The 20,684-nt window shown below is 66.2% G+C and carries 21 protein-coding genes and 1 tRNA gene; 6 read left to right on the top strand and 16 right to left on the bottom strand.

From position 1 onward, the window contains the following. Window positions 1-35 precede the first annotated feature (35 nt). On the bottom strand, window positions 36-1,202 hold the full coding sequence (locus tag ACOTSS_RS07870; protein WP_448690944.1) for an AI-2E family transporter: 1,167 nt from the start codon (window positions 1,200-1,202) through the stop codon (window positions 36-38). Between the two features lie 230 nt (window positions 1,203-1,432). On the opposite strand from ACOTSS_RS07870, the gene ACOTSS_RS07865 reads away from it, so the two are divergent. The 4 genes from ACOTSS_RS07865 (at window position 1,433) to ACOTSS_RS07850 (ending at window position 9,205) form a co-directional block, all read left to right on the top strand. Further along, window positions 1,433-2,437 carry a hypothetical protein gene (locus tag ACOTSS_RS07865; RefSeq protein WP_448690943.1) on the top strand — a complete coding sequence of 335 codons (1,005 nt, stop codon included), beginning with the start codon at window positions 1,433-1,435 and terminating at the stop codon, window positions 2,435-2,437. Window positions 2,438-2,448: 11 nt separating this feature from the next. Next, window positions 2,449-2,913 (top strand): hypothetical protein, encoded by a 465-nt coding sequence (locus tag ACOTSS_RS07860; protein WP_448690942.1) that lies wholly within the window; start codon window positions 2,449-2,451, stop codon window positions 2,911-2,913. A gap of 73 nt (window positions 2,914-2,986) precedes the next feature. Continuing rightward, the gene (locus tag ACOTSS_RS07855; protein WP_448690941.1) at window positions 2,987-4,048 is read left to right on the top strand and encodes a hypothetical protein; all 1,062 of its coding nucleotides are present in this window, start codon (window positions 2,987-2,989) and stop codon (window positions 4,046-4,048) included. Between the two features lie 90 nt (window positions 4,049-4,138). Then, the gene (locus ACOTSS_RS07850) at window positions 4,139-9,205 is read left to right on the top strand and encodes a hypothetical protein (protein ID WP_448690940.1); all 5,067 of its coding nucleotides are present in this window, start codon (window positions 4,139-4,141) and stop codon (window positions 9,203-9,205) included. A gap of 104 nt (window positions 9,206-9,309) precedes the next feature. Here ACOTSS_RS07850 and ACOTSS_RS07845 read toward each other — a convergent pair whose 3' ends face one another. The 4 genes from ACOTSS_RS07845 to thyA all read right to left on the bottom strand — a co-directional run bounded on the left by ACOTSS_RS07845 (window position 9,310) and on the right by thyA (window position 13,954). Beyond that, complete coding sequence (locus ACOTSS_RS07845; protein ID WP_448690939.1) at window positions 9,310-10,626, bottom strand: dihydrolipoamide acetyltransferase family protein; 1,317 nt, start codon at window positions 10,624-10,626, stop codon at window positions 9,310-9,312. A gap of 4 nt (window positions 10,627-10,630) precedes the next feature. After that, a complete protein-coding gene (locus ACOTSS_RS07840) occupies window positions 10,631-11,635 on the bottom strand; it encodes an alpha-ketoacid dehydrogenase subunit beta (protein ID WP_448691306.1) in 1,005 nt (334 codons plus the stop codon). Window positions 11,636-11,655: 20 nt separating this feature from the next. Next, window positions 11,656-12,966 carry a thiamine pyrophosphate-dependent enzyme gene (locus ACOTSS_RS07835; protein WP_448690938.1) on the bottom strand — a complete coding sequence of 437 codons (1,311 nt, stop codon included), beginning with the start codon at window positions 12,964-12,966 and terminating at the stop codon, window positions 11,656-11,658. A 94-nt stretch (window positions 12,967-13,060) separates the two neighbouring features. Then, on the bottom strand, window positions 13,061-13,954 hold the full coding sequence (gene thyA, locus ACOTSS_RS07830) for a thymidylate synthase (protein WP_448691305.1): 894 nt from the start codon (window positions 13,952-13,954) through the stop codon (window positions 13,061-13,063). A gap of 169 nt (window positions 13,955-14,123) precedes the next feature. On the opposite strand from thyA, the gene ACOTSS_RS07825 reads away from it, so the two are divergent. Further along, on the top strand, window positions 14,124-14,549 hold the full coding sequence (locus tag ACOTSS_RS07825) for a JAB domain-containing protein (RefSeq protein WP_448690937.1): 426 nt from the start codon (window positions 14,124-14,126) through the stop codon (window positions 14,547-14,549). Between the two features lie 104 nt (window positions 14,550-14,653). Then, window positions 14,654-14,730: transfer RNA gene (locus tag ACOTSS_RS07820), tRNA-Pro, on the top strand. A gap of 56 nt (window positions 14,731-14,786) precedes the next feature. Here ACOTSS_RS07820 and ACOTSS_RS07815 read toward each other — a convergent pair. From ACOTSS_RS07815 to ACOTSS_RS07765, 11 genes are all read right to left on the bottom strand, one after another. Next, window positions 14,787-15,602: a tyrosine-type recombinase/integrase gene (locus tag ACOTSS_RS07815; RefSeq protein WP_448690936.1), complete on the bottom strand. Its 816-nt coding sequence runs from the start codon at window positions 15,600-15,602 to the stop codon at window positions 14,787-14,789. Then, window positions 15,599-15,907: a helix-turn-helix domain-containing protein gene (locus ACOTSS_RS07810; protein ID WP_448691304.1), complete on the bottom strand. Its 309-nt coding sequence runs from the start codon at window positions 15,905-15,907 to the stop codon at window positions 15,599-15,601. The genes ACOTSS_RS07815 and ACOTSS_RS07810 overlap by 4 nt, the downstream gene beginning before the upstream one ends. A gap of 139 nt (window positions 15,908-16,046) precedes the next feature. After that, window positions 16,047-17,663 carry a hypothetical protein gene (locus ACOTSS_RS07805; protein ID WP_448690935.1) on the bottom strand — a complete coding sequence of 539 codons (1,617 nt, stop codon included), beginning with the start codon at window positions 17,661-17,663 and terminating at the stop codon, window positions 16,047-16,049. Continuing rightward, window positions 17,660-18,538, bottom strand: coding sequence for a phage Gp37/Gp68 family protein (locus tag ACOTSS_RS07800; protein WP_448690934.1), 879 nt, complete (start codon window positions 18,536-18,538; stop codon window positions 17,660-17,662). The genes ACOTSS_RS07805 and ACOTSS_RS07800 overlap by 4 nt, the downstream gene beginning before the upstream one ends. Continuing rightward, window positions 18,539-18,757: a hypothetical protein gene (locus ACOTSS_RS07795; protein ID WP_448690933.1), complete on the bottom strand. Its 219-nt coding sequence runs from the start codon at window positions 18,755-18,757 to the stop codon at window positions 18,539-18,541. It abuts the gene before it with no gap. Further along, entirely contained in the window at window positions 18,754-19,005 is a 252-nt protein-coding gene (locus tag ACOTSS_RS07790; RefSeq protein WP_448690932.1) for a hypothetical protein, read from the bottom strand. Before ACOTSS_RS07790 ends, ACOTSS_RS07795 begins: the two co-directional genes overlap by 4 nt. Continuing rightward, window positions 19,002-19,274, bottom strand: a complete 273-nt coding sequence (locus tag ACOTSS_RS07785; protein ID WP_448690931.1) for a hypothetical protein — start codon at window positions 19,272-19,274, stop codon at window positions 19,002-19,004. The genes ACOTSS_RS07790 and ACOTSS_RS07785 overlap by 4 nt, the downstream gene beginning before the upstream one ends. Beyond that, window positions 19,271-19,561: a hypothetical protein gene (locus tag ACOTSS_RS07780; RefSeq protein ID WP_448690930.1), complete on the bottom strand. Its 291-nt coding sequence runs from the start codon at window positions 19,559-19,561 to the stop codon at window positions 19,271-19,273. Before ACOTSS_RS07780 ends, ACOTSS_RS07785 begins: the two co-directional genes overlap by 4 nt. Beyond that, window positions 19,561-19,821, bottom strand: coding sequence for a hypothetical protein (locus ACOTSS_RS07775; protein WP_448690929.1), 261 nt, complete (start codon window positions 19,819-19,821; stop codon window positions 19,561-19,563). The genes ACOTSS_RS07780 and ACOTSS_RS07775 overlap by 1 nt, the downstream gene beginning before the upstream one ends. Then, window positions 19,821-20,156 (bottom strand): hypothetical protein, encoded by a 336-nt coding sequence (locus ACOTSS_RS07770; RefSeq protein WP_448690928.1) that lies wholly within the window; start codon window positions 20,154-20,156, stop codon window positions 19,821-19,823. Before ACOTSS_RS07770 ends, ACOTSS_RS07775 begins: the two co-directional genes overlap by 1 nt. Window positions 20,157-20,185: 29 nt before the next feature. Further along, window positions 20,186-20,677, bottom strand: coding sequence for a hypothetical protein (locus tag ACOTSS_RS07765; protein ID WP_448690927.1), 492 nt, complete (start codon window positions 20,675-20,677; stop codon window positions 20,186-20,188). Window positions 20,678-20,684 lie beyond the last annotated feature (7 nt).

The raw sequence follows: 20,684 nt of genomic DNA, 5'->3' as shown, positions 1-20,684 counted from the left end.
GGGAGCAGCGCCAATATGCGCCGCGCCGCGGCCTGTCAACCGTCGCTTTCGGTCTTATCGCGATTTAACCGCGCGCGCATCTCTTCGGCCGTGGTCAGCGTGCCGCGCTCGAACAGGAATCCGGCGAAATCGGGAGTCCCGGTCGAGTGCAGGATCGTCTGCAGGATCAGCAGCAGCGGCACCGCGAGTAGTGCGCCGGGCGTTCCCCACACCCAGCCCCAGAAGCTCAACGACACGAGAATCAGCAGCGGATTGACGGTCAGTCGCCGACCGAGGACGAGCGGCGTGATCAGATTCGCCTCGACGAGATGGACACCGATGAAGATCAGCGCCGGCAGCAGCGCGAATCCCACCGCGTCGAAGGTCATCAAGCCTCCGAGCGCGAGCAGGATCGCGGCGACGATCGGCCCCAGATAGGGCACGAAATTGCAGATAGCGACGATGCCGCCCCACATGAAGGGCGACGGCATGCCGAGCGCCCACAGAAGCAGCGACACGATCAGCCCGAGGATCGCGTTGATCATCGTGATCGTCGCCAGATAGTCGGCGGTCGCATCGACGACATTCTGGATCACCCGCGCGGTCTGCATCGCTCCGTCGAAGCTGCCGCGGCGGCGGATCGTCCCCTTGCGCAGCCGAGTCCAGCCGGCGAGGAAGAAGAAGACGACGAGGACCGCGAAGAAGAGCTGGATCGCCGCTGACGGCGCCGCCGAGATGAAGTAGTCGATCACGGATGTCGGCGCGGTCGCCGCCATCGCCTGCGCGGTCGCCTCGCTGCCGCTCGCCATCGAGGCGAGGGTGCGATCGACGAACTTCTGCAGCGTCGAATAGAAATCGATCAGCGGCGCGAGGTTGCTCTGGATGCGCGGAATCGATTCGGGGAGCCGGGTGAACCAGCCGGTCGCGGGCACGACGATGATCGCGAGCGCAGCGTTGATCACCAGCAGAAAGGCGGCGAGCGACAGGAAGGAGGCGAGCCCCGACGGCACTCCGCGCCGTTCGAGCCATTCGAGTACCGGAACGAGCGCGATCGCGATCACGATCGCCGCGGTCAGCGGCAGAAAGAATTCCGCCCCCGCCTGCAACGCGAACGGCAGGCCGAGGCAGAAGGCAGCGCCGATGATCAGCGTCAGCGCCGCGAGCAGCCGATCGCGGCGGAGATCGTCAACCTCGATCTGATGCAGGGGATTGGCGCGCGGCACGCGAGCCTCCTTTTTCCCCCCGTCGTCGGCCACCTCGTTCGTCTCCCTGTTAACCGTCGCTTTCTTACGCGAGCTTTGCCGGCCGCGCCAGACGGTGCGCCGCGCATTCGCGGCGCGGCCTATCTGTCCTCTTCCGGGTCAGAATCGCCAATGGTGACCGCGCTCTTAACCAGAAATTTTCCTTTTCCCTCCATCAGCGATGCCAACGGACCAGCCACTGGAGACAGATCATGATGAATGCGCCCGTGGGGGGCGTGGTGCATCACTATCGCATCCCTGCCATTTCGACCTTCGCCCTCGCCTGCGCGCTGGCTCTGCCGACGCTGGCCCACGCCGCGGGCACCCGCGCGGGTTCCACCATCAGCAACACCGCCAGCGCCAGTTTCGACAATGGCGCCGGCACCCAGACCATCGATTCGAACAAGGTCGACCTGCGCGTCGACGAACTGCTCGATGTCACCGTCGATTCGAGCGACCCGGCCGACGTCGCGACGACGCCCGGCGCGACCGGCCAGCTTCTGGCCTTCTCGCTCACCAACAACGGCAACGGCCAGGAAGGCTTTGCGTTGAGCACGGTGGCGAACGGCGGCGGCGACAATTTCGACCCGACCGTCACGCAAATCTACCTCGACAATGGCGACGGCGTTTTCGACGCGGGGACCGACACGCTCTACACGGCGGGCGCCAACGACCCGGTGCTCGATCCCGATCAGAGCCGGACGATCTTCATACTATCGACCATAGCGGGGAGCGTCGCCGACGGCGACCGCGGCATCGTCAGCCTGCTCGCAGCCTCGAAAACGGGAACCGGCGCGCCCGGCACCAGCTTCGCCGGCGCGGGTGAAGGCGGCGGCGACGCCGTCGTCGGCTCGACCGGGGCCGACGGCCAGGATGCCGGCGCCTATGCCGTTTCGGCCGCCACGGTCAGCCTCGTCAAATCGGCGGTCGTTGCCGACCCGTTCGGGGGCAGCGAACCGGTACCCGGCGCGACGATCACCTACACGATCGTCGCGACCGTCGCCGGCAGCGGATCGGTGAACGGCCTCGCCATCACCGACAATGTGCCCGCCGACACCAGCTATGTCGCCAATTCGGCCACGCTCGGCGGCGCGCCGCTGACCGACGCCGCCGACGGCGATGCCGGCAGCTACGACGGCACCAGGATCAGCGTCGCGCTCGGCACGATCGCTGGCGGCCAGACGCGCACCGTCACCTTCCAGACCAAGATCGATTGAGGGGAATAATCATGCGTTCCGCACTCCTTCTCGCTTTCGCCGCGCTGCTTCCGGGCCAGGCGCTCGCGGCGGACCAGATCGCGCTCGACAACAGCGTTTTCGTCGAGCGCGTGAAGACCGACGCGGCCGGCAAGCAGCGCATCCTGCTCGAGGAACCGAAGGTCGTCGTTCCCGGCGACAAGCTCGTCTTCGTGCTCAACTATCGCAACGCGGGCGCACGGGCGGCCGACCGTTTCGTCATCACCAACCCGCTCCCCGCCGCGGTGCGCTTCGCCGATGCCGGCGATACGCAGCCGCTCGTCTCGGTCGATGGCGGGCGCGCCTGGGGGCGGCTCGCGGACCTGACCATCACGCTCGCGGACGGCACGCGCCGCGCCGCGCAGCCCGCCGATGTGACGCACATCCGCTGGGCTTTTCAAAAGCCGATCCCGGCCGGGGCATCGGGCAAGCTCATGTTCCGGGGAATCGTCAAATAACCGGGTGAAACAAGCCGCTTAACGGTCGCCGGCGGTGGGGAACAGGCGGCCAACCGAGCCCAGGAGTTCAGCTATGACCAGCAAGCTGACTTATGCGGGCTCCATCGGTCTGGCGGCGATCACCTGTATCGCCGCCACGCCGGCCCTTGCGGCCGGCACGACCGCTGGCAGCTCGATCACCAATACCGCGACCGTCGATTTCCAGGTCGGCGGCGTCAGCCAGACCCAGCAGAGCGCGTCGGACAGTTTCGTCGTCGACCGCAAGATCGACCTGACGGTCGAAGAGGACGGCACGGCGACGACCGAGGTCGTCCCCGGCCAGTCGAACGCCGTCACGACCTTCCTGTTGACCAACAATTCGAACGAGGTGCTCGACTTCGCCCTAGCCGCGACGCAGATCACCGGCGGCACCGCCAAGCATCTGGGCACCGACAGCTTCAACGCAACCAATGTCCGCATCTATCGCGACAACGCGGCGACCGGAACGGTCGGCAGCTTCGATCCCGGCGACGCGCTCGTCACCTACGCCGATGAAGTACCAGTCGACACGCCGATCAGGCTGTTCGTGGTCGCCGACATTCCGGGCGGCCTCGCGACCGGCGCGGTCGCCGGCATCCAGCTTCGCGCCACGGCGCGCGAAGGCGGCACCGCGAGTTCGCAGGGGGCCGCCGTCTCGCAGACCAGCGGCGCCAATACCGCCGGGAAGGATACGGTCTTCGCCGATATCGCCGGGGTTAACGACGGCGCGCGCGACGCGGCGCACAGCGCGGCAGACGATTATACGGTAAAGACCGCGACGCTGACCGTCACCAAGACCAGCCGCGTCGTCGACGATCCGCTCAACGGGGCCAGCAATCCCAAGCTGATCCCCGGCGCCACGGTCGAATATTGCATCGCGATCGCCAATGCGGCGGGCGGCGCGGCCGCGACGTCGGTGGCGATCAGCGACAGCGTGCCGGGCCAGCTGACCTTCGTCGCGGGCTCGATCAAGCTCGACGGCACCGTGACGGGCAGCACCTGCAACGCCGACGGCGAGGCGGGCGGCAGCTACGCCGCGCCGGTGGTTTCGGGCACGATCGCCACGATCGCGGCCGGTCAGACCCGCACGCTCGTTTTCCAGACCAAAGTCAACTGATCGGGGGGCGGAGGCGGCGGGTTCCGGTTACCCCGGACCCGCCGCCTTTCCGGGCTCGCTATGGCGTGGACTTCGAAACCCCTTCGCTTCGTGACCGCCCTGGTCGCGGCAGCCCTGCTGCCTGCGGCTCCGGCGGTGCGCGCGCAGGTCATCTCGAACACCGCGACGGCGCAATGGAGCGGCGGCGATACGCGCTCGAACCGGGTCGACGTGACGGTCACGACGCGGCCGTCCGAGCCGCCAGGCATCGCGACCTATCGTCTCATCGCGAGCGGCGGCGACCACAGCGCACCGCTCGCACCAACCCGATGCGCCGCCGCGCGGCCGACCGCCGGCGCCTTGAACGCCGCGCCCCCGGCGATGAGCGGCGTCTATGCGGGCCTCGCCATCGACCCTGCCGCGCTGCAGGGCACACACAGCTTTCGCGCGGGCGAGATGCTCGTGGTCGGCCTCACCCTCGCCTCGGCCAATCGCGATCCCGCCGCGCGCGACACGTTGCCGGTCGTGCTGACGCTGGACAATGGCGACCGCGAGGCGATCACGCTGACCGAAACCGCAGCGAACAGCGGCGAGTTCACCGGCTATATCGCCACCATCGGCGTGCCGCCCGCGATCGTCGCGGGCGACTGCCGCCTGTCGGTTTCGCCCGGCCCCGCGGTCCAGCTCCACGTCGCGGCGGCCGCAGACACCGCGCTGACCGTCACCGCGACGCTCGCCTTCCTCGTCGATCCGTTCGGCATCGTCTTCGACAGCGGCGACGGGGCGCCGGTCGCGGGCACGCGCATCACCCTGATCGACGCGGCGACAGGGCAGCCGGCGAAGACTTATGGCGACGACGGCGTTTCCGCCTATCCCTCGACCGTCACGACCGGGGAGGATGTCACCGACGCGGGCGGCACCGCCTATCATTTCCCGCCCGGTGACTATCGCTTCCCCTTCGTCGCGCCCGGCACCTATCGGCTTGTCGTCGAACCGCCGAGTCCCTTCAGCGCGCCGTCGCGGAGCGATGCGAGCGATCTCGCCGGCTTGTGGCGCCCCGACGACGGCTTGCCCTTCGCCATCTCGAGGGCCAGCTATGGGGCGGCCTTCACGCTCGACAGCCCGGCACCGGTGCGGATCGACATCCCCGTCGACCGGCCCGGCCAGCCGCTCGCGCTGCGCAAGACGAGTTCGACGCAGGTCGCGGTCGCGGGCGACGTCATCCAGTACCGCATCGAGGTCGCGAACCGCGACGCCGGACGCGCGAGCGGCGCCGTCACGGTCACCGACATCCTTCCCGCGGGCCTGCGGCTCCGCCTCGACACCGTGCGCGCCGACGGCGTACGCGTCGACGCGGCGGTGGCGGCGAACGGCCGCGAGTTCAGCGTCGCCCTGCCCGCGCTCGCACCGTCGAAAACGGTCCTGCTCACCTATCTCGTCGATGTGCTGGGGTCGGCCGAGCCCGGAAACCTGCTCAATCGCGCGACCGCGATCGATAATCGCGGCACCGCGAGCAACGTCGCCGAGGCGGCGGTGACGATCAAGCGTGACCAGCTCGGCGACCGGATGACGGTCATCGGCCGCATCGCCGATGGCGGCTGCGGCATCGATCCCGGCAAGGCGAAGGGCGTCGCCGGCGTGCGCGTGATGCTGCAGGACGGCAGCTACACCGTCACCGACGAGGACGGCCGCTATCATTTCGAAGGCGTGCGGCCCGGCCTGCACGTCGTCCAGATCGATCCCTCGACGCTGCCGCGCGACCGCGAGGCGGTCGACTGCGCGCGCTCGACCGACAGCGCGGGCAGCGCGATCTCGCGCTTTGTCGAGGGGCACGGCGGTTCGCTGAAGCGCGCCGATTTCCGTGCCGGACCCGCGCCGCTGCGTGCGGCGCCCGCAACTCCGGCAAGCGAGCGGCCGGCGGCGGCGAGCGACCCCGATGCCGCGGGGGCGAACCGCGACTGGCTGACCGGACAGGCGCCCGGCATCGGCTGGCTCTTTCCCGCCCCCGATCATAATCCGCGCTCGAAATCGGTGCGCGTCGCGATCAAGCATCTTCCGGGACAGGCGGTCGCGCTCGCGGTCAACGGCAAGCCCGTCGACGCGCTCAGCTTCGACGGCACGCGCAAATCGGGCGACGGCCGCGTCGCGGTCAGCCTGTGGCGCGGGATCGAGATTCGCGAGGGCGAGAATCGCCTGACCGCCGAAATCCGCGACGCCGACGGCCGCCCCGTCGAGCGGATCGAGCGCAGCGTCCATTATTCGATCACCCCGATGCGCGCCGCTCTGGTGCGCGAGAAATCGGTGCTGATCGCCGACGGCGTGACCCGCCCGGTGATCGCGGTGCGGCTCACCGATCGCGACGGCCGCCCGGTGCGCCACGGGCTGACTGGCGATTTCGCCGTTCCCGCGCCCTATTATCCGGCGGTCGAGGCCGACGCGCAGCAGGCCCGGCAGCTCGCCGGGCTCGACCGCGCGCGCCCGATCTGGAAGGTCGAGGGCGACGACGGCATGGCCTATATCGAACTCGAGCCGACCACGGCGTCGGGCACGCTGACGATGGACTTCACCTTCCGCGACGAGAAGGTCGAGCGCAAGCAGACGATCGAGACCTGGCTCGATCCCGGCGACCGGCCGTGGACCGTCGTCGGCTTCGCGGCGGGCACACTCGGCTACAATACGCTCGACGACCGCATGGAACCGGTGGCGGAGACGCTGGACGATGTGAACGCCGACGCGCGCCTCGCGCTCTATGCGAAGGGCCGGGTGCGCGGCAAATGGCTGATGACGCTCGCCTATGACAGCGACAAGGAAAAGGATGACGCGCGTTTCGGCGGCGTGATCGACCCGCGCGCCTATTACACCATCTACGCCGACCGCAACGAGACGCGCTACGACGCCGCGTCGGTGCGCAAGCTCTACCTGCGGCTCGAACGCCCGCAATTCTACGCGATGTTCGGCGATTTCGAGACCGGCATTTCGGAGCCCGAACTCGCCCGCTACCAGCGCGCCTTGAATGGCGCCAAGGCCGAATATCGCGGCCGCAACATCGCCGCGACAGCCTTCGCCGCCGACACGCCCTACCGCTTCCGCCGCGACGAGATCCAGGGCAACGGCCTGACCGGTCCCTATCAGCTCGGCGCGCGCGACATATTGCCGAACAGCGAACGGATCGTCATCGAGACGCGCGACCGGCTGCACAGCGAGCGCATCGTCGAAACGCTGACCCTGACCCGGCACATTGATTACGACATCGACTATTTCGCCGGAACGCTGCGCTTCGCCAGTCCCGTCCTCAGCCGCTCTTCGGGACTCGATCCGCAATTCATCGTCGCCGAATATGAAGTGAACGGCGTCGGCGAACGCGTACTCAACGCGGGCGGGCGCGTGAGCTACCGGTCGAGCGACGAAAAGCTGCGCGTCGGCGCCACGCTGATCCATGACGAGGACAATAGCGCGCGCACCGACCTCGGCGGCGTCGATGCGCGCTATCGCCCCGATCTCGATACCGAAATCCGCGCCGAGCTGGCGGTCAGCGACGCACGGGCCAAAGCGGGGACCGCGGGCGCGGCGGCCGGAACCGCCAAGGCGTGGCTGATCGAGGCCGAGCACCACAGCCGCACCGCCGATCTCCTTGCCTATCTGCGCGAGCGCGAGGCGGGATTCGGCGCCGGCCAGCTCGATCGCGGCGAGGACGGGACGCGCAAGTTCGGCCTCGACGGCCGCCTGCGCGTGGGCCGCGGCCTGTCGCTGACCGGCAGCGCGTGGCAGGAGGAATATCTGGATCTCGGTGCGCGCCGCCGCGCCGCGCGCGCGCTGGTCGAATATGACGATGGCTCGACGGTGGCGCGCGCGGGCCTGACCCACGCCGACGACCGACTGGCCGACGGAACGTCCAACCGGTCGAACATCGTCCAGCTCGGCGCGACGCAGCGCCTGTTCGAAAAGCGGCTCGAACTCGACGCGCAGACCGAATTCGCGCTCGGCGGCACGAACGCCAGCGTCGACTTCCCCGCCCGCCACCGCCTCGGGGCGCGTTTCGCGGTGACGCGCGACGTCAATCTCGTCGGCAGTTACGAAATCGCCGACGGCGATACGGTCAAGGCCCGCACCGCGCGGCTCGGCTTCGATCTCGCACCCTGGGCCGGGGCGCGGCTGCTCGCGACCGCGAACCAGCAGGCGATCGGCGAATATGGTCCGCGCAGCTTCGCCGCCTATGGCCTGTCGCAGTCGCTGCGGCTCGGCGAGCGCTGGTCGGTCGACGCGTCGCTCGACGGCAACCGCACCTTGGGCGGGCTTCACGCCAAGGACATCCTCAACCCCGACCAGCCCGCCGCTTCGGGCGGCTTCCTCGGCACGAACGGGCTGTTGACCGAAGATTTCCTCGCGCTGAGCGCGGGCGCCACCTATCGTGCCGACCGCTGGACGCTGACCGGCCGCGCCGAATATCGCGACGGCGAGCTGGCGAACCGTTACGGCCTGACCTTCGGCGGCCTGCGCCAGCTCGGTGAAGGCCGTGCGCTCGGCGCGCTCTTCACCTGGACGAAGGCGAGCGGCAGCGGCGCGGTGCCGACGACCGAGGTGATGCAATTCGAAATGAGCTGGGCGCACCGCCCTGCCGCCTCGCGCGTCGCGTGGCTGGGCAAGACCGAGTTCCGCTCGGACAAGGTGCGCGGCGCGGTCGCGAGCCAGCGCGACGCGATCGGCAGCACGTTGACGATCGACGGCGACGCGACAAGCCGCCGCCTGCTCGGCAGCCTGTCGGTGAACTGGGCGCCGCTCGGCGACCGCGGCGGGCAAGGCGACGGCCGCATGTGGTATGAACGCGCCGAATTCGGCCTTTTCTGGGGCACGCGCTATAGTTTCGACCGCTTCGGCGCCGACGATGTGAAGGGCTGGTCGAACCTTGTCGGCGCCGATGCGCGCATCCATCTGGGCGAGCATTTCGGGATCGGCGCGTCGGGAACCGCGCGGATCGGTGCCGGCGGCGACACCGTCGCCTGGGCCGGCGGGCCGATACTGACCATCGCGCCGATGAAGAACGCCAACATCACCCTCGGCTATAATCTCGCGGGTTTCCGCGACCGCGATTTCGAGGATGAACGCTTCTCGCGTTCGGGCGTCTATGTCACCTTCAAGCTGAAGTTCGACCAGACGAGCTTTGCGGGGCTGGGGTTATAAGAAGCCGTCGCCCCCGCGAAGGCGGGGGCCGCTGGCGGTTTATGCAGCAGCGAAGGGCAAGGCCGACAACGGCCCCCGCCTTCGCGGGGGCGACGGTTTTTGGATCAATCCGCGAACAGCAGCACCGGCGTTTCGATCAGCTTCTTGAGCGCCTGGACGTAGCTCGCCGCGTCCCAGCCATCGACGACGCGGTGGTCGCAGCTGATCGACAGGTTCATCAGCTTGGCGCGGCGAATGTCGTCGCCCCCCTGAGGATTTTTGGCGAACACCGGCCGCTCGACGATCTTGTTCGGGCCGATGATCGCGACCTCGGGCCGGTTGATCACCGGCGTCGTCGCGATGCCGCCGAGCGGGCCGAGCGAGGTCACGGTCAGCGTGCCGCCCGTGAGTTCCTCCACCTTCGCCTTGCCGGTGCGCGCAGCTTCGGCGAGGCGGCTGATCTCGCTCGCGAGCTGCCAGACATTTTTGTCCTGCGCGTCGCGGATCACCGGGACCATCAGTCCCGCGTCGGTCTGCGTCGCCATACCGAGATGCACGGCGCCATAGCGCGTGACCACGCCACCTTCGTCGTCGTAGCGCGCGTTGATCATCGGGAATTGCGGAATGGTGCGGCAGATGGCGACGATCAGGAAGGGCAGCATCGTCAGCTTCGGGCGCCCGCCGCGATTGGCGTTGAGGTCGGCGCGCATCGCCTCCAGCGCCGTGACGTCCATTTCCTCGACATAGGTGAAGTGCGGGATAGCGCGCTTCGACGCCGCCATATTCTCGGCGATCTTGCGGCGCATCCCGATGACCTTGACCGGCTCGTCGGCGCGCGCGCGCGAGGCGCCGGGCGCATGATAGCCCTGTCCCGCACTGTAGCGCAGAAAGGCATCAAGGTCGGAATGGCGGATGCGCTCGCCTTCGGCGTGGACCTGCGACAGGTCGACGCCGAGATCCTTGGCACGGGCGCGCACGGCGGGGGATGCCAAGACCGACTTTCCATGTCCCGTTCGCCCTGAGCCTGTCGAAGGGCCGTTCTTCTCTTCAGAAGGCAAGGACCGGGCTTCGACAGGCTCAGCCCGAACGGGGTCAGGGGTTGGCTTCGCAACCTCGACGTCGGACACCTCTTCCGCCCCCGGCGTTTCCGCCACAGCCTCTTCTTCGACGGCTTCCTCGGCCGGCGCTTCCAGGGCCTCGCCGTCGGTCTCGATCACCGCGAGCGTCGATCCGATCGGGATCAGGTCGCCGACCTCGCCCGCGATTTCGACGACGATCCCCGATACGGGCGATTCCATTTCGACGGTCGCCTTGTCGGTCATCATGTCGGCGAGCTGAGCATCTTCCTCGATGCGGTCGCCGACCTTGACGTGCCAGGCGACGATCTCGGCTTCGGCGATGCCTTCGCCGATGTCGGGCAGACGGAATGAATAGCGGGCCATGACGTCAGTCCTTCAATATCTTGGTCAGCGCGGTCGCGATGCGCACCGGGCCGGGAAAATAGGCCCATTCGAGGCTGTGCGGATAGGGCGTGTCGAAGCCGGTCACGCGTTCGACCGGCGCCTCGAGGTGATAGAAGCAGCGTTCCTGCACCAGCGCGGCGAGCTCGGCGCCGAAGCCCGAGGTGCGCGTCGCCTCGTGGATGATCAGGCAGCGTCCGGTCTTCTTCACCGACGCCTCGATCGCCTCGATGTCGAGCGGCAGCAGGGTGCGCAGGTCGATGATCTCGGCATCGACCCCCATCTCCTCGATGATCGTCTTCGCGACATGGACCATGGTGCCATAGGCGAGCACGGTCACCGCCTCGCCCTCGCGCGCCGTCGCCGCTTTGCCGAGGTCGATGCGGTAATAGCCCTCGGGCACCGCGCTCGCTTCATGCTTCGACCAGGGTTCGACCGGGCGGTCGTAATAGCCGCTGAACGGGCCGTTGTAGATGCGCTTGGGTTCGAGGAAGACGACGGGGTCGTTATCCTCGATCGCCGCGATCAGCAGCCCCTTGGCATCATAGGGGTTCGACGGGATCACCGTCTTCACGCCGCAGATATGCGTCATGATGCTTTCGGGCGACTGGCTGTGCGTCTGACCGCCGAAGATGCCTCCCCCAAAGGGGGTCCGCACTGTCATCGGGCAGATGAAATCGTTCGCCGAGCGGTAGCGCAGCCGCGCCGCCTCCGAAACGAGCTGATCGAGCCCCGGATAGATATAGTCGGCGAACTGGATTTCGGGCACCGGACGCAGGCCATAGGCGCCCATGCCCACCGCGACGCCGATGATGCCGCATTCGTTGATCGGCGTGTCGAAAACGCGGGTCTTTCCATGCTTTTTCTGCAGCCCCGCGGTGGCGCGGAACACGCCGCCGAAGAAGCCGACGTCCTCGCCCATCACGACGACCTTGTCATCGCGGCCCAGCATGACGTCCATCGCGCTGTTGATCGCCTCGATCATGTTCATGGTCTTGGTATCGTCCGCCATCATTCGGGCTTCCAGTCGGGGCCGAACTTCGCTTCCTGCTCGGCGAGCATCTGATCGCATTGTTCCTTGAGGTGCCAGGGCATCTCTTCGAACACGTCCTGAAACATCGTCTCGAACGGCTGGTGCATGCCATGCCCCAAAATACCAAGCTTTTCCGCCTGCTTCTGCGTCGTCTTGACGAGGTCGTCGAGTTCCTTCGCCTGCGCCTCGTGGCGCTCGGCGTCCCATTCGCCAAGCCGTTCGAGATGCTGGCGCAGCCGCGCGATCGGGTCGCCGAACGGCCAGGCGCTCGCCTCCTGCGCGGCGCGATAGGCGCTCGGATCGTCCGAGGTACTGTGCCCTTCGGCGCGATAGGTGAAATGCTCGATCAGCGTCGGGCCATTGTTGGTCCGCGCACGATCCGCCGCCCACTGCGTCGCGGCATAGACCGCGAGCGGGTCGTTGCCGTCGACACGCAGGCCCGCGATGCCGTAGCCGACCGCACGTGCCGCGAAGGTCGTGCGCTCGCCGCCGGCAAAACCCGAGAAGCTCGAAATCGCCCACTGGTTGTTCACGACGTTGAAGATGACCGGGGCGTTATAAACGGTCGCGAAGGTCAGCGCCGAATGGAAGTCGCCTTCGGCCGACGAACCTTCGCCACACCAGACGGTCGCGATCCGGCTGTCGCCCTTCGACGCCGAGGCCATCGCCCAGCCCACCGCCTGCGGATATTGGGTCGCCAGATTGCCCGACACGCTGAAGAAGCCGTGCTCGGGCGCCGAATACATGATCGGAAGCTGTCGCCCGAGCAGATGATCGCCGCGGTTCGAATAAATCTGGTTCATCATCTGGATCAGCGGATAATCGCGCGCGATCAAAATGCCCTGCTGGCGATAGCTCGGAAACACCATATCGGTCCGGTCGATCGCCATCGTCGAGGCGACCGAGGTCGCCTCCTCGCCGGTCGATTTCATGTAGAAGCTGGTCTTGCCCTGCCGCTGGGCGCGGAACATTCGGTCGTCGAATGCGCGGAGCAGCATCATGGTGCGCAGCATCGTCCGCAGCCGGTCGGGGGTCAGCTTTGGATCCCAAGGCCCCTTCGCCTCGCCATCGAAATCGAGCACGCGAACGAGGCCATAGCAAAGCTCGCGCATCGCGTCGGGCCTGGTCGCTTCGCCGGGACGCGGCGTCGCATCGACGGCGGGAATCTCGATATCGCCGAAATCGGGCGTATCGCCGGGGCGATAGCGCGGCTCGGGAATATGGAGCGACAGCGGCGGCAGATTGCTCGCCGGGCTCCCCACTCTCCGCTCGGGGGGCGTTTCGGGCATATCTTCGTCCCTTCGAGGCGCGAATCGCAGCGCCGTTATATTTCAATGTGGCGACATATTATTGCTTTCCGCATACCAATGCAATGCCCGCCGCTCAGACCGCGACGGGCGCCGGAATATGGGCCTGCGGCGCATAATCCTCGACCGCAAAATCCTCGAACCGGTAATCGAAAATGCTCTCTGCACGGCGCTGGATGCGCAACTTGGGGGCGCCTGCGGGAATCCGAGAAAGCTGTGCTTCAACGAGGTCGGCATGGTTGAGATAGAGATGCACGTCGCCGCCCGTCCACACGAGTTCGTGCGCGCGGAGGTCGCACTGCTGCGCGATCATGCGCGTCAGCAGCGCCGCCTCGAAAACGTTGAAGGCGAAGCCCAGTCCGAGGTCGCACGAGCGCTGGAACAGCAGGCACGACAGTCCGCCGTCGCTGCGCACGTGGAACTGATAGGTCATGTGGCAGGGCGGCAGCGCCATGCGATCGAGGTCGGCCACGTTCCAGCCGGTGAAGATATGGCGCCGCGATCCGGGGTTGCTCCGCAACCCCTCGATCAGCGCCGCGATCTGGTTGTACCCGCGCTCGGCGCGACGATAGAGTCCGCCCTCCGCCGGCTCGTAGCGCGGCCAGTCGACCCACTGACGGCCATAGACCGGCCCCAGGTCACCCCATTGCGCGGCGAAATCGGCGTCGTCCAAAATGCGCGCCTCGAAATCCTCCGCACCTATCTCGTCCCCGGTTTCGCGGCGGTAGCGGTCGAGCGGCCAGTCGGTCCAGATACGTACGCCTTGCGCGACCAGCGGACGGATGTTGGTGTCGCCGGTCAGGAACCACAAAAGCTCGCGAAGCGCCGTCTTCCAATAGACGCGCTTGGTCGTCAGCAGCGGGATTGCATCGTCCGCGAGCGAGAATCGCATCGTTTCGCCGAACAGCGACCGTGTGCCGACGCCCGTGCGGTCGACGCGCTCGTCGCCTTCGACCCAGATCCGTCGCATCAGGTCGAGATATTGCAGCTCATAATGGATGGAATCAGGCAAGAATCGCTCCCGGGTTTCCCGCCTTTGCTAAGCCTCGCGCCGGGGCGCGGCAAGCACCCGGCGGCATCGATCCGTTCCGGGTCAGTCGCCGGTTGGGAAATGCGGCGGCGTCGCGCAAGACGGCGCGATGACCAAGTGCGAACCCGTTGGCGCTCCCGACCCGGCGACGATGGCCGGTTTCGCCTCGCGCACGGACGAAGACGAGATCGCGCGCCAGTTGCTGCGTCCCTGTTTCGCGCCCGATCGCGAAATTTTGCTGCTCGCCGCTTTCGACGCCTTCGAGCGCCTGACCGCCTTCGAACGGATCGACGAAGGGACAGCGGGGCGCTGCGCGATCGCTCCGCCATGCTGGCACAATCTGCTCGGCCGCGGGGTTCAGCATGTACTGATGGCGCACAACCATCCCTCCGCCGACCCGCGGCCCAGCCGCGCCGACATCGACTGCACCCGCGAAGCCGCCGCCTTTCTGGCGGTGCTCGATGTCGACCTGGTCGATCATCTGATTTTCGTCGAGAGCGGTCACTTCAGCTTCCGCCGCGGCCGATTGCTATAGAAACGGCAATCGTACGCGATGTGCCGATTGGCGCTTGAAGTTCGCGAAACGCCCGTCTAGAGGACCGCCCTGCCTTCGCGCCGGTCCGCCGGTGCAGGATCGGTCGGGGAGTAGCTCAGCCTGGTAGAGCACTGTCTTCGGGAGGCAGGGGCCGGAGGTTCGAATCCTCTCTCCCCGACCAGTATTTCCGCCAATTTTGCCCCAAAAGAGACAGGGGTTGGCGGTTCTTATTGAACCTCATGCGCTAATTCTCCCTTGCTCGATCGCATCCGCGACGCGCTTCAGATAGCCCGGCGAGTAGCGAGCGTAATGCTGTTGCGTCGTTCGGTCGTCGTCATGGCCCAGCATTTGCGCCAATTCCGACATCGGTATCCCAGCTTCGGCCGCCCAGACCGCTCCGGTGTGGCGCAAAGTGTAAGGCGTTGCGTGGACACTGCTCCTTTCGGACGCCGCCTGAAACGCCTTCTTGATGTTGCCGATCTGCCTCCCTGCCCGCTCGACGACATAGATTGACGTGCGCGCGGCATAGGCCTCCTGCAATGCCTGCATCAGCCGATTGCCGATCGGAACGACCGGGCGGCGCTTCGCGGTTTGGGCGCGGCCGGCGGGATTGAGGTCTATCTGACCGCGCATGAAATCGACGCGATCCCATGTGAGGTCGAGAATCGCGCCGGGCCGCGCGCATGTGAACAGACCGATCAGCGCGTAGAGTTTGGCGTGCGGGGCAACCATGCCTTCGAGGAAGCGGTCAAACTCGCTTCGCGTCAAATGCCTGGTCTTGCGTTCCGACTTGGGCGGCAACCACATTTCACCGCGATCGGTGATGTATTTCCGGGGCGACTTCATCGCCCAATTGAGCGCGGTCGACACCTTCATCAGTTCAAGCCGGACGGTCGCGTCGCCGACGTTCCGAATCGCCCGATAGTCTTTGCACATCTGGGGGTCGATCTTGTCCGGCTCGACGTTCTCCCAGAAAGGTTTGAGCGCCTTCCATGCGTCCTTCGTTCGGCCGTGCGACGGCTTATCCGCGATTGAGGCGATATAGCCGGTCATGATTCGGCCCACGGTCCATGCACTATCGTCGGCCCCTTCCCAGACAGTGCGGGCTTCCGCCTCCGCGCTCGCGCGATCTTGCGCGGCGAGTTGAGTGCGACGCCTTTTCGGCTCCGCTTCGGGGTCGTCGTCTGAACGCTCCCACCAGACAAGGGCAAATCCTCCCCGGAATCGTTGGACTGAATAGGGTTGCTCGGTTCCACTGGACACTTTTCATACCTCTCAACTTCGGCTGCGCTGATGCGGATAAGCGCACCGATTCGGAAGGATTGCAAATCGCCCTGATTGATGAGCTTGCGGATCATGCTGTCGGAACAGCCCCAGCGCTCAGCCAGTTGGGGCACCGAATAGGGCCGAACGTCGTGCTCGGGCAGGATGTGAGATTGCATATTCACCTCCCCGCCCTCCAAAGAACATGCGGCTGCAACGGGTCGAGCGCGTGGGTCATGGCCGCTCCCCCGGCAGTGTCTCAGCGAGAAAAAGCACTCCCCCGCTCTCGACAGCGACCCCATTACGGAGCAACTGCGCGATGCCGGTGTTGAAATTCCCTCCCCTCGCCGCAATCCCGAGATTTTCACCAATCTGCGCGCGCGACAATGGGCCGTTACGCAGAGTGTCCATCATCCGGGGTGCGGGGTTCGTAAGCGCGCCATGCCAAAGGTCGTATGCCTCCGCTCTGGTCATCCCTTCGCGCGCGGGCTTTGCGGACGTGACCAAATCGCCATCTTCGACAATCGCACCGCTTTGCCGCATCGCCTTGCGGGCAGTGTTGAAGTTGCCGCCGCGCGCTTTAATGCCAACCATCGCCGCGAGCGAGCCCCACGGCACGCGGGCCGGTGAAATGCGGTCCAGCATGTCGATCATGCGGCTGGCAGCACCCGATAGCGGCAGCGGGGACCCTTCATCGCTGCCTTCAACCGGTGCAGGGCGCGGCTGACGCCGGGGTGGAGCGGCTTTAACGGGCGCTGGTGCTGGTTCGCGCGCGGGGACGGAAGCACCAACGGCGGGAATCGCTGGCATATCCGTGCGATTCACTGCCTCCCGGATCATCTTCTGCCATTCGAGCGCGGCATATAGCTCGTCGCGCACCCGATCACGTCCAGTCTCAGCCGCGCGGAGCAGCGTTTCGAGCTGGGTGATGCGGTCACGCAGCTCTTTCTCGACTTCACTTGATGAAGTCGGGGTCGAACTTGATGATTGTTCGTGGCTATCGGCCTTCGGTGCCAGCGCCTCCCTGATCGCCCCAAGGTCGATCTGCGCCAGCATCTTCGGCTCGACCGGCGTTTCGCCCGGCTCTGGCGTCCGGCTGCTGTCGAAGGTCGAGGGCATTGGCGTGACGCCCCGTTCAAGCAGCCCGAGACGCGGCGAATATATCCAGCGTTCCCCGCGATCGAGGCTGGCGAGCGACGCCATCACCGTCTTGCGGGTCGCCGCGTCCCCGTTCGCCTTCAGATAGTCGTCGATAGCCTTCTGGTCCTGCGGCGCGATGAGTTGGTGCGCGATGATCGTCTGGACCTGCGACAGAACGGCTTTCGTGATGTCGGCCGGGCGCTGTGTGATCGCGGTCAGCACGAAGCCCGCGAGGCGGCCCCGCTTTGCGACCCAAGCCATCTGCTCGGCAAGCTGGAAGCCGAAATCATCGGGTGCTGTCTGCGGCGCAAACTCGTCCGCCTCGTCGACGATCAGATGGAAGTTGCCCTTGGGCTTCCGGCGCAACGCGCGCATCAGCCCCAGCACAAAGCGGCGTTGGTCGCGTCCGTCCATGTTGGAGACGTCCACGATCGCCGACACGCCGCCCGCGATGATGTTGCCGACCGCCTCGCCCTGATCGGGCTCTACCGGCACGTCCCCATGATCGCCGCCGAATATCGGGATGCCGAAGCCGGGGCCGTCGCCAGCCGCGTTCGAGCGCAGACCATGCCACGCGCCGGTCGGATCGATGATCGCGACGTGGCGATGTTCGCGCAGCAGCGTTTCGACCTCATCCTTGGCTGTGACGGTCTTTCCCGCCCCGCTGGTGCCGATGATCGCCTTATGCGTGTCGAGATATGGCGCGGTCATACTATCGCCTTTCGCCAAGGCAGCGCATCATGCGCAACCCCGTCCAGTAGCCGACCAGCGCGCTTCTTTCCCCAGCGGACCATCGGCACGGCATCGGCCGGCGGCGTTCCATAGACATGCCCGTCTAGCCCGACCCAGAAGACATGATGATGAGGCTCGCGGGAATCGTATGGACCGATCTCGCCCCACTGCTTGAAATGGAAGTCAACGCCATAGTCTGCGCACTGATCCCGCAAATCGCGGACCCAATCAGGATGCATGATGCGGCATTGATGGCCGCTTTCGCCGCCGACGATGACGCCATCAATGTAGGGCGAGCCGAATGGCGGCAGTTCGATTGGGCCTAGAAGCGGCTCCAATGACCCGAACACCTTTACGCCATAAAGATGCTTCGCCTCCATCAGCTTGTTCCAATCCCGATCGACCTCGGGCTGGTTGACCATCGTGGCGCCGACAAAGACGTTGCGGGGAGGCTCACCGGGAATGGAGAACATGCGAGCGAGCATCGCAGACGCATTGCCGATCCGCTTCGTCAGCAGCAACCAGTCCAGCATCGGCGTGGCGAGGATGAGCGCGGCAAGGTCTACTCGCCAGCTATCATCGACCTCATTGTCGAAGACATCAGCAAGGCTCGCGCAGAAGACGCTTGCCCGCTTCCCGGCTTTCTCTGCCGCGCGGTTCCATTTCAATGGCTGCGCCCATGTTGACGGCGCTGTCCGCGAGCGCGGATTGCCCGCACCCCATTTCGCCCGACCATGACGAACATCCATCAGTGCTTCGGCATAGCAGTTGTCACACCCGGGGCTGACCTTGGTGCAGCCAATCCACGGATTGAAAGTCGCGTCGGTCCATTCGATGCGCGTATTCTCTGCCATCTATCCCTCCATCACCCCAGCCCGAATATCATCGGCGAGAATGCGATAGATCCGGGCGGCCGATCGGTTGCCCACGCGATTTGCACGGCTGGCGCGCGCGTCCAGTTCGGCCGGCAGGTTGAGCGCCGAGGCAATTGCTATTGCCGCTGCATCTGTCCGGGCATCGGCGTAGTGAGCGCCATCCTTCAGGACCTGCTTGCCGGATGCGCGAAAGGTCATGCTCCCGCCCCTTCCATCGCCGAAAGCTCGCGATCGACAAGGATGACAGCGTTAGAGGCGAGGTCAGCGGGGCTGGATAGCTCGGGCCATGGCACGCCGCGCGAGGCCCGACGCTTGAACTCGGGGTCTACGACGGTCCACCCGCGCACGAGCAGACCTTCCTCGGTCAGGACCAGCTCGATAGTCCGCCGTCCCTGCGATGCTTCGCGGGCGAGGCGCGCGGCGGCGCGGAGGTTGGCGAGGCTCATCGACCCTGCTCCGCCAGCGCGATCAGCTTGTCGATGTTGAGCGTCGCCCAAAGGGCCACCGCCAAGGACGCGCCTTGCGAGTTCTGATTTGCAAAGCTGTCGACCAGTCGCTTCCAGTCGGCTTTGATCGCGGCGATTTCCTGCTCGCGGCTCACAGCACCATCTCCCGCCGATCGACAGGCATCTTCCGCGCCCACCGGCTGCGCTCGACCCGCTTCCGATGCTTCACGCGCGAGGCGGGCGGCGGCTTTGAGGTTGGCGGTGGTCATTCCGTCACCTCTTGGGCATCGCCGCTTTCGTCGACGACAAACACCGCGTGGCAGCGGGTCGAAACGAACGGCATGAACTCGTCATCGCTGGTCAGCGCGCGGGTTCGGGCCTCAATGATATGGAAGCGGTCGCCCGGATTGACGTGACACTCGGCCCATTCAATCGCATCTTCGCGCGAGCCGGTTTCGTGCAAATCGTAGAGGCCTTCGTCCGCAATGGATTCGTCCGAGCCGACCCACCAACTCCAATCGCTGACCGGCGCGCCCTTTGCTTTCTGATCGACCATCACGCCGCCTCCTTCACCGCATCGTCAACGAACCGCGCGGCAGGCTCAGCAACCTTCGGCTTGGCCTTCTCGATAGCGTCCAGCCTTTCCAGCACCGACCGCAGCTTCGGGCTGACCGCGAGCAGCCCGACGTCGAGCTTGGCGCTGTGGTCCTTCATCAGGTTGGCGGCGATGTCCTTGAGCGCCTCTCGCAGCGCCTCTTCTTCGGTCGGGAACAGCTTTCCGGCATGATCCCATGCCTGGACTTTCTTGACGCACATCAGCGTGATCCTTCCGGTAAAATGCCGAGTTCGATGCTCTCGTATTCGAGGCGGCGGGCCTCTTTCAGCAGGTCGATTCCATGGCACTGGTAGAAGCCTTGGTGAGACAGGCGCTCGACGCTCTCGTGCGGCCCGTTCTGGATGAGATGGAAGCGGGCCAGCAAAGGGACGACCCAGCGATGCGAGCGCGAGAAACGGCCCATGCGGTCGGCGTACCCGGTGACATGGTGGAGCGTGACCGGGCGCTGCCCCGACACGAGGCACGGCAAACCGGCAACGCGGTCCATATGGCGGCGCTCGGCCGCTGTCGGCGGCGCGCCTGCCTTGGCCTTCATGCGTTTGTGGTTCACCGGGGCGCCCATGGTCAGGCCGCTTCCCTCGCCTTGGCCCGCGCCTGCTCCCATGCCTCGATATTCAGCAGGAAGTAGATCGCGTCCGAACGCTGCTCTTCGGTGAGTTCGGCCTTCCGGTCCTTGAGTCCGACTCGGAAGATGATGCTGCCATGCGCGGGTCCGCCCCATTCATGGTCGCTGCGCTGCCCATACCAGCGGTCGTAGGACTTGGTGCCGAAGTCGAGCTGGTCGAGGCCCCGATAGGCGGCGCACTTGCCGGTAGCGAGCCAGTCGACAGCATCACGGACGACGCTGGCCTTGTCCTGCCCGCCGTTCGTGTAGGAGCCATAGACCTTCAGGATCGACAGCGCATTGGCGATGCGATCATTGTCCAGCCCGGCCTTTGCGTTGCCTATCTGGTGACGCACGGCTTCATGGGCGGCGATCAGGCGCTTCCGCTCGGCAACCGCTTCGGCGTCATGCTTGGCGATGCGCTCGCGGACCTCCTTTTCGTGGGCGATCAAGGCGACG

The sequence above is a fragment of the Sphingopyxis sp. NJF-3 genome (assembly GCF_053514865.1).
Note: the sequence above shows the minus strand (reverse complement) of the source record. Positions and strands in the feature narration are given on the sequence as shown.